This window comes from Mesorhizobium sp. M7A.F.Ca.ET.027.02.1.1 (assembly GCF_004022985.1).
In the GTDB taxonomy this organism is placed as follows: Bacteria; Pseudomonadota; Alphaproteobacteria; order Rhizobiales; family Rhizobiaceae; genus Mesorhizobium.
Genome location: NZ_RZOL01000183.1, coordinates 1 through 11,983, shown reverse-complemented (window position 1 = coordinate 11,983; position 11,983 = coordinate 1). Strand labels below are relative to the sequence as shown.

Here is an 11,983-nt window from a genome sequence, read left to right as displayed (position 1 = left end):
GTTCGGTCCAGAACTTGCCGTCGCCATATTTCGGGTAGGAGCCGATGATCGTATCGGGATGCGCTTTCTGGATATCACCCAACGGCCCGCCGATGAGGCCTTCGCCGAACGGGCAGGGCACGGTCGCCGAAAGCATCTTCGTGCCGGCCTTCAGCGTCGGCACGACATTGTCGAGCATGGCCTGGAAAATCGATGGCACGCCGGCCATGACGTGGACGTTGCCGATGCGGAAGCCAGGTGCGACCGACACCGGATTGTCGATGAGATCGGCGCCGCGCGGCATCCGCGCCATGCGCTTGCGGGCCTGCGTATATTCGATGCCACGCGCGGCATAGCTTGCCTCCAGCATCGCATAGGCCCGGGCATCGTATTCGCAAGGCACGCCAAAAGCCTTGGATATGGAATCGGCCGTGATGTCGTCATGCGTCGGACCGATGCCGCCGGTGGTGAACACATAGGTGTAACGGCTGCGCACGGCATTCACCGCGGCGATGATCTCGTCTTCCTCGTCAGGGACGACACGCACTTCCTTCAGGTCGATGCCGATCGCCGTCATGATGTCGGCGAGATGGCCGATGTTCTTGTCCTTGGTTCGGCCGGACAGAATCTCATCGCCAATGACGAGCATGGCGGCGGTCACGATTTCAGGCATGGAAGGCTCCGGCAAGGCGAGTGGCCTGGGAAGGCGAGTGGTCTGAGATAGCGCGGCGCGACGGTGGCCGCAATGTCATCTTCGCGCCGCCAAGGCGAGCCGATGACGTCAAGGATCTAGGTTCGAACTGTTCGAGGAATAGGGCACATGCCGCAATTCGTGGCCCCGGAGCGAACCGCCGCATTCATCGAGCGCATCGCCGGCCGGCGGCTTGCTGGTCAGGGTCTCACCCGAGCCTCACGACAATTTCAAGGAACCATTCGGCTGACTACCGGGTTTTGTGAGTGCCGCACCAAGGCGGCTAAGATACGGAGTGATTCAATGGTTACAAAAATTCTCGCAGCATCTGTTCTGACGATCGGTCTCGCAACATCGGCGATGGCGCAGTCACTGGACGACAGGTACTCCAACAATCGTGATTGGTGGCTGTTCGGCAACAACGACCAGACAACTGTCGACCCCTATACCACGGGAAGCATCCGTGACGGCTCCGGGTTGAACACCCAAGGCAACACCGGCGCAATAGGCCCATGTGCCCACAACACGCCAGGCCCGGACGCTAACGCTGGGCAAAACGTCAACGATCAGTATTGCGGCAAATAGCCAGAACGCGATTTCCGAAAAGCGGATACCGATTTTCTGGAAGGCCATCTTCAAGAGCAAGTCCGCAAGGCTCGTGGCTGGCCGCTAGCCCGTCCTCTCTTTGGACGGCTGCGGCTGGCGTCCTGCCTGGCCGCTCGACATCAGCCGCATAAATTAATCTGAGACTTCTGTCTGCGGCCGGTCGCGGCCGTCGGCCAGTTCGTCGTGCCATTTGCCTTCGGCGTCCTCATACTGGATGCCGTCGGTCGCTCCGGCGACCTGCTGCTCGGCCGAGGCGATTTCGGCCGCACGCAATGCGTCCTGATGCGTGGGAAACGTCTCGGAAAAGGTCGCTCCGACCTTGTAGGCCCAGCCGCCGTCATGTTCGACGATCTTGTAAGTCAGCTTCGCCATGGAAAACCTCCGGTTGAAAGGTCCGTCTGCTCAATGCAGCCGGTCGTCGGGCAGTCTGTCGTCGGGCACCAGCACTTCCGATTCCTTGGCGGCTTCAATCAGCGCCCGGCGCGCATCTGCTGTCGAACGATAACCTTCCAGCACTTTGAGGCAAGTGTCGAGGGCATCACGATGGCGCGGGCCGCGATTGAGCGGCCACACCGTCATCAGGCACTCCGCTGCCTCCTGGGCGCTGCGGATGTGGCGATATTTGCCGACGTGGCCAAGTTCGACGACGACCGGCACTTCAAAAGGTTTGTTGTCCATCATGGCCGCAACGCAAAGCAGCCAATTTGGTTGCAACCATGGCCGCCAGCCTGCGCCCAAACGTCTCAGAGGCTGTTTGAAGGCTCTAACCTGCGGCCAGCGCTGCAACCGGCAAGAATGCCCTGAACAGGTTTCCTCCCAAGCCCAGCCACGCCCACTCACGCCAACAGCTTGCGGACGGAATAGCAGCGAAGCACCGTCAAGCTGTCTGGAGACAGGAGGGGCGCGCGTGTCGGGAGCGCGGACCGTTCAGCCCACCGCCTTCATCCAATGTTGCATCGTGGTCACCGAACGGGCGAGCTGCGGCGCCGGGTGGATCGTTTCGCTGAATGTCGCCGCCGCACGCCATCCCCAGCGCGGATCAGCCAGGAAGGCTCGCGCCAGCGCCACCATGTCGGCGCGGCCCTCGGTGAGGATCGCTTCGGCTTGCCTGGGGTCGTCGATCAGGCCGACGGCGCGGGTCGGAATATCAGCACCCTTGCGCACCGCTTCCGCCAGATGCACCTGATAGCCAGGGCCGGTGGGCAATTTCTGCAACGGCGAATTGCCGCCGCTCGAGCAGCAGAGATAGGCAACGCCCTCGTCCTTGAGCGCCTTGGCCACTTCGATCGCGTCCGCTACGTCGAAGCCGCCATCGACCCAATCCATCACCGACAGCCGCGCGCCGAGCATCAGCTTTGGCGTAGCCTTGCGCACCGCCTTGGCGATCTCGACGACAAGACGCATGCGGTTTTCCAGCGAGCCGCCCCAGCGGTCCGTGCGCTGGTTGGACAAGGGCGACAGGAACTGGAAGACCAGGTAGCCATGCGCGGCATGCAGTTCGATGAAATCGAAGCCGGCGCGTTCGGCCCGCCTTGCGGCTTCGGCGAAGCGCTCGATCAGTTGCAGGATCTCCTCGTCCTCCAGTGCGTGCGGCACGTTCCAACCGGTGTCGTAGGGGATGGCCGAGGCGGAGACGGTCTGCCAGGGATCCTCGTTTGGCTGCAGTGGCCCGCCGCCTTCCCACGGCTTGCGGTTCGAAGCCTTGCGGCCGGCATGGGCGAGTTGGGAGCCGAATTTCGTGCCGGGTGCGGCGACGCGTCGTGCGGCATCCAGTGCGCGGCGGGCGGCGGCTTCATTGTCTTCGGAATAAAGGCCGAGGCAGCCATGGGTGATACGCCCGCGCCGCTCGACATCGGTCATCTCGACTGTGACCATGCCGGCGCCGGACATTGCGAGGTTCATCCAGTGATGGAGATGCCAGTCACTGGCCGAGCCGTCGTCGGCGGAATACTGGCACATCGGCGCGACGGCGATACGGTTGGGGAAAGTGAGGCCGTCGAGGGTGATCGACTGGAAAAGCGACGCTGTCATGAGAAACTCCGGGAGGGTTCGCAGCTATTTAGGCGACCGATGGCGCCTGCGCCAGACACGAGGCGGTGAAAGGGGTTCTGGACCAATCACTGACGGGATTGCCGAAATGCCGGTTCGCGGATACGCCTCGGCAATGCATGGCGCCCAAAAGTGGCCCGGTTTGGGAGAGCGACATGCATAAAACAGGTGCATAAAGCGCGACGCGCTTTTGCATGGAGACCACGATGGAAGATCGTATTCGCGTCCGTTCGGAGGAAATCCTCTCCGACGACTGGGCCGTCCTGAAGAAGACCGTTCTCGACTACCGCCGGCGCGACGGTCAGTGGGAGACGCAAATCCGCCAGACCTATGATCGCGGCGATGGCGCGGTGATCCTGCCTTACGACCCCTTGCGTTCGACCGTGCTTCTGGTGCGTCAGTTCCGCTATCCCGCCTACGTCACCGGCCACCGCGAGCCGCTGATCGAGGCCTGTGCCGGCCTGTTGGACGAAAACGATCCCGAAACCTGCATCCGCAAGGAGGCGGAGGAAGAACTCGGCTACCGGCTGCAGAACGTCGAGCGGCTGTTTTCGCCCTATATGAGCCCCGGCAGCGTCACGGAACGTCTCTGGTTCTTCATCGCCCGCTATTCACCCGCCGACCGCATCTCGGCCGGCGGCGGCGCGCAAGAAGAGGGCGAGGACATCGAGGTTCTGGAAATGCCGCTCGACGAGGCACTGGCCGGCATCGCCGACGGCCGCATCATCGACGCGAAGACCATTATCCTGATCCAGCATCTGAAGCTCAACCCGATCGCCGCCTGAACGGCGCCGGTCCTCCTTAGCCAAGGCTTCGGGAGGACACTCCTTCATCTATTCGGGTGGCCCGCCACCCGAAGCTCGAAGAGCGAAGGGTGGTGCGGATGAAGGGACTCGAACCCCCACGCCTTTCGGCACTGGAACCTAAATCCAGGGCGTCTACCAGTTCCGCCACATCCGCATGGACCGGCAATCCCATGTGGCCATCATTCTGTCAATGTCGGAGACAAGATGTAGAGGTCAGGGACAAGATGTGGTCAGGTCCAAATGCTGGTTATTCGCCGGGATGCGAAGACTGTTGAAAATTGGCCTCGCCTGTGACAAAAGGCGTGTCAAATGTGACGGGACGCGACGATCCGCTTCTGCAGAATGTGATAAGAAGTAGGAAAAACAAGAACTTATTCACATTTTGGAACGCAGTTTGGGAGAGTTTGAGCCGGGTTTTCGGTCAAATCGCCAGGTTCCGTACCAAAAGCCATTCCCGGCAAGAATATACCGGCAGGCTGTGAACGGCAGAGGCCGTGGCAGTCTCATTGGTGAAAACAAAGGTTTTACGATGCAGGTCACCGAAACGCTCAACTCCGGTCTCAAGCGAGAGATCAAGATCACCGTGCCGGCCGGTGACATGGAAGCCAAGCTGATGGCGCGGCTTTCGGATGCCCGCAACAAGGTCCGCATCAACGGCTTCCGCCCGGGCAAGGTGCCGGTGCAACACCTGCGCAAGGTCTACGGCAAGTCGTTCATGGCCGAAGTGGTCAACGAAATCCTCAACGATTCGACCCGTTCGATCATTACCGGGCGTGGTGAAAAGGCTGCCATGCAGCCCGAAGTCATCATGACCGAGGACGAGAAGGAAGCCGAGAAGATCCTGGCCGGCGGCGCCGACTTCGAATTCCGCCTCAACTACGAGATCATCCCGGCAATCGAGATCAAGGACTTTTCCGACATCAAGGTGACACGCCAGGTGTTCGACGTGCCTGATGCCGAGATCGACGAGCAGGTCCAGCGTGTTGCCGAATCGGCGCGCAGCTACGAGCCGAAGACCGGCAAGGCCGCCAATGGCGACCGCGTCACCATCGACTATGTCGGCAAGATCGACGGCGAAGCCTTCAATGGCGGCGCGGGCACCGATCAGCCGCTGGTGTTGGGTTCGAAGGAATTCATCCCTGGCTTCGAGGATCAGCTGGTCGGCGCCAAGGCCGGTGACGAAAAGCAGGTCACCGTGACTTTCCCGGAGAACTACCAGGCCGCGCATCTTGCCGGCAAGGAAGCGACCTTCGACGTCACCGTCAAGGAAGTGTCCCAGCCCGGCGCGCTGGAAATCAACGACGAGACCGCCAAGAACCTCGGCCTGGAGTCGCTGGAGCGCTTGCGCGACGTCGTACGCGGCCAGATCGAGAACCAGTTCGGCGCCATGACGCGCCAGAAGGTCAAGCGCCAGCTGCTCGACCAGCTCGACGCGGCTTATTCGTTCGAGGCGCCGTCGAAGCTCGTCGACGCCGAGTTCAACAACATCTGGGCGCAGGTCAATCGTGACCTGGAAGCAGCCGGACGCACCTTCGCCGACGAAGAGACGACGGAAGAAGAGGCGCGTGCCGAGTATCTGCGGCTTGCCGAGCGCCGCGTGCGCCTCGGCCTTGTGTTGGCTGAAATCGGCGAGAAGGCCGGCGTGACCGTATCGGACGAAGAGCTGCAGCGCGGCCTGTTCGAGCAGGTGCGCCGCTATCCGGGCAACCAGCAGCAGGAAGTCTTCGAGTTCTACCGCAACAACCCGGAAGCGTTGAACACGCTGCGGGCGCCGATGTTCGAGGAAAAAGTGGTCGACCATCTGCTCGGTCAGATTTCGGTCACCGACGTCAAGGTCAGCAAGGAAGAGCTGATGGCCGACGACGAAGAGGACGAGACCTCCGTCAAGGCGAAGCCGGCGAAGAAAGCCGCCGCCAAGAAGGCCGACGCCAAGAAGGCCGACGACGCGGAAGAGCCCAAGAAGAAGGTCGCGCCGAAGAAGAAGGCCGCCGAATAACACCAGCGCTCCGCTGAAACAGGAAGGCCGCCCTCGAGGCGGCCTTTTTCGTTGCCAAACTGCAACAGCCGCCATGCTTCGCGAGCGGCGGCCTGTGGCGACTAGCTTTGATCATTATCTGCGCTTCTATTGCAAGCCGCTTGGTTGTTGGAGGGCGTGTTGAGACTGTTCGTCGAATTGGAACACGCTTCGGCAATCGCGCTGGTCCTTGTCTCGGTCTGCGGCATTGCCCAGGCCGGCACGGTGTCTGACAACTGGCGCTTCGGCACGAGTGAAGACGGCCTCGTCACGGCCTCGCTCTATGCCACCAACAAGCTGATCACCGGCGGCGGTGCCTTGAGCTACAGCCCGATCCTGACGATTGCCTGCCGGGCAAACGGCGAGCCGCATTGGACTGAATGGCTGCAACTGAACGACGCTGTTTCGGCCAGCCGCAAGATCACCATGTCGATCACGGTCGATCAGGAGAGCAAGTTCGATGAAAGCTGGTCGGTCGGGCCGCGCGGCCGGATGCTGGTGCGCGATGGAGCCGACGGCATCAGGCGCCTTGTCGCCGCGAACCGGCTCCAGCTTTCGTGGCGGTTCGGGCTGCTGGCGGGGCGCGGCGAGGCCGATTTCGACCTCGCCGGGTTCGGCGAAGCGGTCAATCAGGTAGCCGGCAGCTGCAACACGGATGTACCTTGAGCCACTGTAGGCCACCTAAACCTTGTACGGTCGACCTCTTCTACCCGCCGGCCAGACTCTGTGGTATATAGGTGCCGTAATTCCATTTGGGGGGAGAAGCGGATAATCTGTTCCGCCGTGCAAGGCCTATTGCTGGTGTGATCGGCACGCGCGGATCGTCTCGGGCACATTTGACGATCAGGGAGGAAAGTCATGCGCTTAGTCGCGTTTTTCGCCGTCATCTCTGTTGCAACCTTCGTCGCCGGTCCATCGCAGGCTCAGGATGCTGCTGCTGGCGAGAAGGTCTTCGCCAAATGCAAGGCCTGCCACATCGTGGAGGAGGACAAGAACAAGATCGGTCCATCGCTGCACGGCGTCATCGGCCGCACCGCGGGGACGCATCCAGATTTCAAATATTCCGATGCCATGATTGCGGCCGGCAAATCCGGCCTCAAATGGGATGAATCAACACTGACGACCTATCTTCACGATCCCAAGGCCATGGTAAAAGGGTCCAAGATGGCGTTTGCCGGCCTCAAGAACGATGCGGACGTGGCCAACGTCATTGCCTATCTGAAAACGTTCTCCAAGTGACCTGACACCTCCGTCCTGCGTTTAACCTCTTGTTTTACTGTGATCTTATCCGAACTAGGGCAGCGTAAGCAAAGACCGGTTTTCAGTTTTCGCTCGCGCCTTTAGTTCGGATCATGGCCCAGGTGCTTCCATCAGAGATGTCGACTAGGGAAAACCGCCTCAAGGATACCGACATCCGCCTCTCGGAAGCGACTGCGGGTGATTTCTTCGCGCTTTTAAAGCCGCGGGTCATGGCGCTTGCTGTATTCACTGCGTTCGTTGGCCTGATGGCGGCGCCCGGTGCGATGAATCCGGTCATCGCCGTGATTGCAATCGGTGCGATTGCGATCGGAGCAGGAGCGGCCGGGGCTCTCAACATGTGGTACGACGCCGACATCGACGCGCTGATGTCGCGCACATCAAAGCGGCCGGTTCCCTCAGGCCGCGTCACGCCGGGTGAAGCCCTCGGCTTCGGCCTGGTGCTTTCCGCACTTTCGGTCATCACGCTCGGCGTGCTGGTGGGCTGGCTTGCCGCATCGCTGCTGGCCTTCACCATCTTCTTCTACATTGTCATCTATACGATGTGGCTGAAGCGCTCGACGCCGCAGAACATCGTCATCGGCGGCGCGGCGGGTGCCCTTCCTCCTGTCATCGGCTGGGCGGCCGCCACTGGCGCGATCGGCGTTGAAAGCTTCATCCTGTTTCTGATCATCTTTCTGTGGACGCCGCCGCATTTCTGGGCACTCGCGCTGTTCAAGGTCGGCGACTACGCCGCTGCGGGTATCCCGATGATGCCGAACGTGGTTGGCTTGGCCTCGACCAGAAAACAGATATTCGCCTATTCGCTGCTCCTGGCGCCAATCGGCGTGCTGCCCTGGGCGTTCGGATTCGCGAGTGGGTTCTATGGAATTGTTTCGACTGCATTGGGCGCGGGTTTCATCTGGCACGCCTGGAAGGTCCTGATCGCTCCCGAAGAGGAGATGAAGCCTGCAAAGGCGCTGTTTGCCTTCTCGATTTTCTATCTTTTCGCGATCTTTGCCATACTGCTTGCCGATACGATCGCGATGCGAGCGTCCACGTCAACTGGAGTTGACGGCAAGACCGCTGTTAACGGAATACTGGTCGGATGAGGCAGCCAGTCTGTACTGCCGAATTGAAGGCGTTGCGGACCAGAATCGGCTCGAACATCACGAAGGAATCGCACAGAATCCCAGGATCAGCAGGGCGACCACGCCGAGGCCGAGTATGAGAAGCGTCCTTCCATCCATGACCTTCACCTTTGAACTGAGAATATCGAAAAAAGACCACCAGAGCTAGCCGAACCGCCGGGACCCTTCTGACAAAGGGCGACAAGTCTCTGGCAAGAGAGTATGTTGATTGCGGTGCAGGTCGCGGTTTTGCGTGGCCACGCAAACGGCAGCACCGCGAAGCCGCGACCTTACCGGACCTGGTCTGGAGGAATGGTCATGGCTAGCTTTCATGTGATAGCAGGCGCCAGCGAGACGCTGGAACATACCAAAATTCGAAAAATCGGTGTTTCCGACCTTTTCGACGCGCTCAGGCGGGGCGTCGACGATTTCATGGTCAAACCGTCACATATCGTTTTTCTCTGTCTGATCTATCCGCTCGTGGGTGTCGTGCTCGCCGCCTGGACTTCGGGCGCCAATGCGTTGCCGTTGCTGTTTCCGCTGGTCTCCGGTTTCGCCTTGATTGGCCCATTCGCGGCGATAGGCCTCTATGAAATCAGCCGCAGACGGGAAGCCGGCGTGGACTCCTCCTGGAGGCATGCTTTCGAGGTCAGGAATTCTCCGGCGCTGCCGGCCATTGCCGCGGTCGGCATCATGCTGTTTGCAATCTTCATCACCTGGCTTTTGACCGCGCAGATGTTCTACCAATACCTTTTCGGCCCGGCTCCGCCTGAATCGATATCCGGCTTCATCAATGAAATATTTGCCACCGGACGTGGCTGGACGCTGATTATCCTGGGGCACGCCATAGGCTTGGTCTTCGCTGTGGTGGTGTTGTGCACAACGGTCGTCGCCTTCCCATTGTTGCTCGACCGGGACGTCGGCGCCTACGAAGCCATCCACACCTCGGTGCGTGTGGTGCTGGCGAACCCGATCACCATGGCCGTGTGGGGCCTGATCGTCGCCGTCGCCCTGATTATCGGCTCGCTGCCGGTGTTCGTCGGGCTGGCTGTCGTGTTGCCGATCCTCGGTCACGCCACCTGGCATGTCTACCGCAAGGTCGTGGAGCCGCCCGCAAGGCCGGCGGTTTGAGCAAAGTCTCCTCGCCGCACAGGCGAGGGGGCGGTTCTGATCGAAACTGTCAGTAAGCCGGGTGACTGAAGCGAGCCTGGTGTGCGCACATGATCAGGTTACGGAAATCCGCGCCACTGACATGCACCAGCGTTCTATGGTCGCCGCCTTCGAAGTAGACGTCGGCGGCATCGGCGAGGCTTTCTTTGACAATCACCGCGTACATCATAGGCAGCGCCGATCGGCGGAATGGCGCCGGTGTCGCAATCATCGAAGAGCGAAACCACCTCGTCTTCGGAGGCGAGTCCGAGACGCTTGTCCATGACATCTTGCAACCTGCCAAGTTCGATCCTGTGGGTGCTCGGAACCACGGCCAGCGTATAGCCAAGCTCGTGGTGAACGACCACGGATTTCGCCAGGATGCTGCCGGGCACATGCGCGGCTATTGCCGACTGCCGGCTTGTTGAAGTGCGATGATGGGCGACGGTGTCGTAGGAAATTCCCTTGCCGTCGATGAAATCCCTTAATCTGTTTGCGATCGTCATCTTGGCCTCCCTTGCCAGACTTCGCGACGCGCGTAGAACGAGAGAAGTCATTCTGCCGATGTCGCTTCCGATATCTGGAAAATGGACCAGCCGCCCGTTGTTTCAAGGCAACCGAACGGCAAGCAGCATCGTCGCACAACTGAAGTCGGGGCAGCTGGATCTCACCCAGCTCTTGATTCAGGGCCCGTCTCCGAAAAACACCAACCGGGTGAAAAGCGTGTAATCCGCTTCGAAGACCATCATTGCCACGAACACAAGCACCAGTATCGGCGGCAGGATGATCGCATAGGTCAGCGCCAGCCGCTCCCAAGCCATGTGCATGAAGAAGGCGACGATCAGGCCCGCCTTGAGCATCATGAAGATCAGGATCAGCGACCATCTGAGATAGCCGTGGAGGCCGAAATAATCGACCATGTAGGAACAGGCGCTTAGGATGAACAGCCATGCCCAGACCACCAGATAGAGTTTGATCGGGTGTTCCTGATGGACCTCGGCATGGGGGGCAGCCGTCCGAGCTTCATGGGCGTGACCAGCGCCAAGTCCGTGTTGTCCGAGGCCGTTTGCGGTTGCTTCAGCCATATCTGCCTCTCACCAAAGATAGAAGAAAGCGAAAATGAACACCCAGACCAGGTCGACGAAGTGCCAGTAGAGCCCCATGATCTCGACGCTCTCGTAGTGACCCCTGCGGCTGGTGAAGAAGCCGCGCCGTCCGGTGTCGTAGTCTCCGCGCCAGACCTTGCGCGCCACGATGAGCAGGAAGATTACCCCGATCGTCACATGGGTGCCGTGGAAACCGGTGATCATGAAGAAAGACGAACCGAATTGTGCGGCGCCCCAGGGGTTGCCCCAGGGCCGCACCCCCTCAGTGATCAGCTTGGTCCATTCGAAGGCTTGCATGCCGACAAAGGTCGCGCCGAGTGCCGCGGTCAGAAGCATCAGAATTGCCGTCTTCCGGCGGTCGCGGCGATAGCCGAAATTGACCGCCATGGCCATCGTGCCGCTGCTCGAGATCAGCACGAAGGTCATGATGGCGATCAGGATTAGCGGAACATTCGAGCCGCCTATGTGCAGCGCAAAGACCTCGCTCGGGTTGGGCCACGGCACGCGCGTCGAAATACGCGCGGTCATGTAGGAGAGCAGGAAACAGCCGAAGATGAAGGTGTCGCTGAGCAGGAAGATCCACATCATGGCCTTCCCCCATGACACGTTCTTGAACGCCCGCTGATCCGAGGACCAGTCGGCGGCAATGCCTTGCCAACCCGCTGGCCGGGGCGTCGTTTGGCTGATATGCGTCATTGTAGTCTCGGACATCCGCTTGATCCCTTAGGTCAGCAATTGTCGGCAAATGTCTATGAACGTAGCGCCCCAGCCGGCAAGCAGGGCGAATATGGCGAGCCAGACGAAAAGCAGGAAATGCCAGTACATGGCGCACAGCTCGACGCCGAGGCGAAGCCGTTCCGGCCGCGCTCCATTCCAGGCGCCGGCAGTCGTTCTGCCGAGACCGACCAGCCCGCCGAGTATGTGCAGGCCATGCATGCCGGTGATTAGGTAGAAGAAGCTGTTGGCCGGATTGGAGCTCAGCAGATAGCCGTCTTCGGCCAACTGCCGCCATGCCACCAACTGCCCGACCAGGAAGGCAAGCGCCGTGAGCCCGGCTGTGGCGAGGCCGAGTCTGACCATATCGCTCTGCCGCTTGCGCGCGGCGGCCGAGGCGCATTGCAGCGCGACGCTGCTGAGCACCAGCACGCCGGTGTTGAGCCAGAGCAGGCGCGGCAGCGGCAGCGGCTGCCAGTCCGACAGCGCCATGCGCATGAAGT

Annotated in this window: 14 protein-coding genes, 1 tRNA gene and 1 pseudogene; 7 read left to right on the top strand and 9 right to left on the bottom strand. The window is 60.6% G+C overall.

Annotated features, from left to right (window positions below; all coding sequences use genetic code 11):
• The coding region (locus tag EN749_RS19935; RefSeq protein ID WP_145990951.1) for a competence/damage-inducible protein A at positions 1–652 on the bottom strand (652 nt) is incomplete at its 3' end.
• 321 nt (positions 653–973) lie between these two features.
• Here EN749_RS19935 and EN749_RS19930 point away from each other — a divergent pair.
• Positions 974–1,255, top strand: a complete 282-nt coding sequence (locus tag EN749_RS19930) for a hypothetical protein (RefSeq protein WP_127810585.1) — start codon at positions 974–976, stop codon at positions 1,253–1,255.
• A 153-nt stretch (positions 1,256–1,408) separates the two neighbouring features.
• Here EN749_RS19930 and EN749_RS19925 read toward each other — a convergent pair whose 3' ends face one another.
• The 3 genes from EN749_RS19925 to EN749_RS19915 form a co-directional block, all read right to left on the bottom strand.
• Positions 1,409–1,648, bottom strand: a complete 240-nt coding sequence (locus EN749_RS19925; RefSeq protein WP_127399068.1) for a DUF2188 domain-containing protein — start codon at positions 1,646–1,648, stop codon at positions 1,409–1,411.
• 30 nt (positions 1,649–1,678) lie between these two features.
• Positions 1,679–1,957, bottom strand: a complete 279-nt coding sequence (locus tag EN749_RS19920) for a DUF982 domain-containing protein (RefSeq protein ID WP_013532012.1) — start codon at positions 1,955–1,957, stop codon at positions 1,679–1,681.
• A gap of 246 nt (positions 1,958–2,203) precedes the next feature.
• Complete coding sequence (locus EN749_RS19915; RefSeq protein ID WP_128363777.1) at positions 2,204–3,307, bottom strand: NADH:flavin oxidoreductase/NADH oxidase; 1,104 nt, start codon at positions 3,305–3,307, stop codon at positions 2,204–2,206.
• Positions 3,308–3,531: 224 nt separating this feature from the next.
• Here EN749_RS19915 and EN749_RS19910 point away from each other — a divergent pair, with 224 nt between their 5' ends.
• The gene (locus EN749_RS19910) at positions 3,532–4,110 is read left to right on the top strand and encodes an NUDIX domain-containing protein (protein WP_127379810.1); all 579 of its coding nucleotides are present in this window, start codon (positions 3,532–3,534) and stop codon (positions 4,108–4,110) included.
• A gap of 90 nt (positions 4,111–4,200) precedes the next feature.
• Here EN749_RS19910 and EN749_RS19905 read toward each other — a convergent pair.
• A tRNA-Leu gene (locus EN749_RS19905) sits at positions 4,201–4,285 on the bottom strand.
• Between the two features lie 375 nt (positions 4,286–4,660).
• On the opposite strand from EN749_RS19905, the gene tig reads away from it, so the two are divergent.
• From tig to EN749_RS19880, 5 genes are all read left to right on the top strand, one after another.
• The gene (tig, locus tag EN749_RS19900; protein ID WP_128363776.1) at positions 4,661–6,127 is read left to right on the top strand and encodes a trigger factor; all 1,467 of its coding nucleotides are present in this window, start codon (positions 4,661–4,663) and stop codon (positions 6,125–6,127) included.
• Between the two features lie 159 nt (positions 6,128–6,286).
• Positions 6,287–6,811: a hypothetical protein gene (locus EN749_RS19895; RefSeq protein WP_128363775.1), complete on the top strand. Its 525-nt coding sequence runs from the start codon at positions 6,287–6,289 to the stop codon at positions 6,809–6,811.
• A gap of 192 nt (positions 6,812–7,003) precedes the next feature.
• Positions 7,004–7,384 (top strand): cytochrome c family protein, encoded by a 381-nt coding sequence (locus tag EN749_RS19890; protein ID WP_127323209.1) that lies wholly within the window; start codon positions 7,004–7,006, stop codon positions 7,382–7,384.
• Between the two features lie 137 nt (positions 7,385–7,521).
• Positions 7,522–8,493: a heme o synthase gene (cyoE, locus tag EN749_RS19885; protein WP_127396522.1), complete on the top strand. Its 972-nt coding sequence runs from the start codon at positions 7,522–7,524 to the stop codon at positions 8,491–8,493.
• Between the two features lie 336 nt (positions 8,494–8,829).
• Complete coding sequence (locus EN749_RS19880; protein WP_127379813.1) at positions 8,830–9,642, top strand: DUF2189 domain-containing protein; 813 nt, start codon at positions 8,830–8,832, stop codon at positions 9,640–9,642.
• A gap of 49 nt (positions 9,643–9,691) precedes the next feature.
• Here the strand turns inward: EN749_RS19880 and EN749_RS19875 are convergent.
• From EN749_RS19875 to EN749_RS19860, 4 genes and pseudogenes are all read right to left on the bottom strand, one after another.
• Positions 9,692–10,166: pseudogene (locus EN749_RS19875) on the bottom strand (aminoacyl-tRNA deacylase).
• Between the two features lie 177 nt (positions 10,167–10,343).
• On the bottom strand, positions 10,344–10,745 hold the full coding sequence (locus EN749_RS19870; RefSeq protein WP_127379815.1) for a cytochrome C oxidase subunit IV family protein: 402 nt from the start codon (positions 10,743–10,745) through the stop codon (positions 10,344–10,346).
• Between the two features lie 9 nt (positions 10,746–10,754).
• Complete coding sequence (locus EN749_RS19865; RefSeq protein WP_127379816.1) at positions 10,755–11,477, bottom strand: heme-copper oxidase subunit III family protein; 723 nt, start codon at positions 11,475–11,477, stop codon at positions 10,755–10,757.
• Between the two features lie 12 nt (positions 11,478–11,489).
• The coding region (locus tag EN749_RS19860; RefSeq protein WP_128363774.1) for a cytochrome c oxidase subunit 3 at positions 11,490–11,983 on the bottom strand (494 nt) is incomplete at its 5' end.

What these genes read in the sequence shown, in the direction of transcription:
- EN749_RS19930 (WP_127810585.1), top strand. Translation starts at nt 974, where the DNA reads ATGGTTACAAAAATTCTCGCAGCATCTGTTCTGACGATCGGTCTCGCA.
- EN749_RS19925 (WP_127399068.1), bottom strand. Translation starts at nt 1,648, where the DNA reads ATGGCGAAGCTGACTTACAAGATCGTCGAACATGACGGCGGCTGGGCC.
- EN749_RS19920 (WP_013532012.1), bottom strand. Translation starts at nt 1,957, where the DNA reads ATGATGGACAACAAACCTTTTGAAGTGCCGGTCGTCGTCGAACTTGGC.
- EN749_RS19915 (WP_128363777.1), bottom strand. Translation starts at nt 3,307, where the DNA reads ATGACAGCGTCGCTTTTCCAGTCGATCACCCTCGACGGCCTCACTTTC.
- EN749_RS19910 (WP_127379810.1), top strand. Translation starts at nt 3,532, where the DNA reads ATGGAAGATCGTATTCGCGTCCGTTCGGAGGAAATCCTCTCCGACGAC.
- tig (WP_128363776.1), top strand. Translation starts at nt 4,661, where the DNA reads ATGCAGGTCACCGAAACGCTCAACTCCGGTCTCAAGCGAGAGATCAAG.
- EN749_RS19890 (WP_127323209.1), top strand. Translation starts at nt 7,004, where the DNA reads ATGCGCTTAGTCGCGTTTTTCGCCGTCATCTCTGTTGCAACCTTCGTC.
- cyoE (WP_127396522.1), top strand. Translation starts at nt 7,522, where the DNA reads ATGTCGACTAGGGAAAACCGCCTCAAGGATACCGACATCCGCCTCTCG.
- EN749_RS19880 (WP_127379813.1), top strand. Translation starts at nt 8,830, where the DNA reads ATGGCTAGCTTTCATGTGATAGCAGGCGCCAGCGAGACGCTGGAACAT.
- EN749_RS19870 (WP_127379815.1), bottom strand. Translation starts at nt 10,745, where the DNA reads ATGGCTGAAGCAACCGCAAACGGCCTCGGACAACACGGACTTGGCGCT.
- EN749_RS19865 (WP_127379816.1), bottom strand. Translation starts at nt 11,477, where the DNA reads ATGTCCGAGACTACAATGACGCATATCAGCCAAACGACGCCCCGGCCA.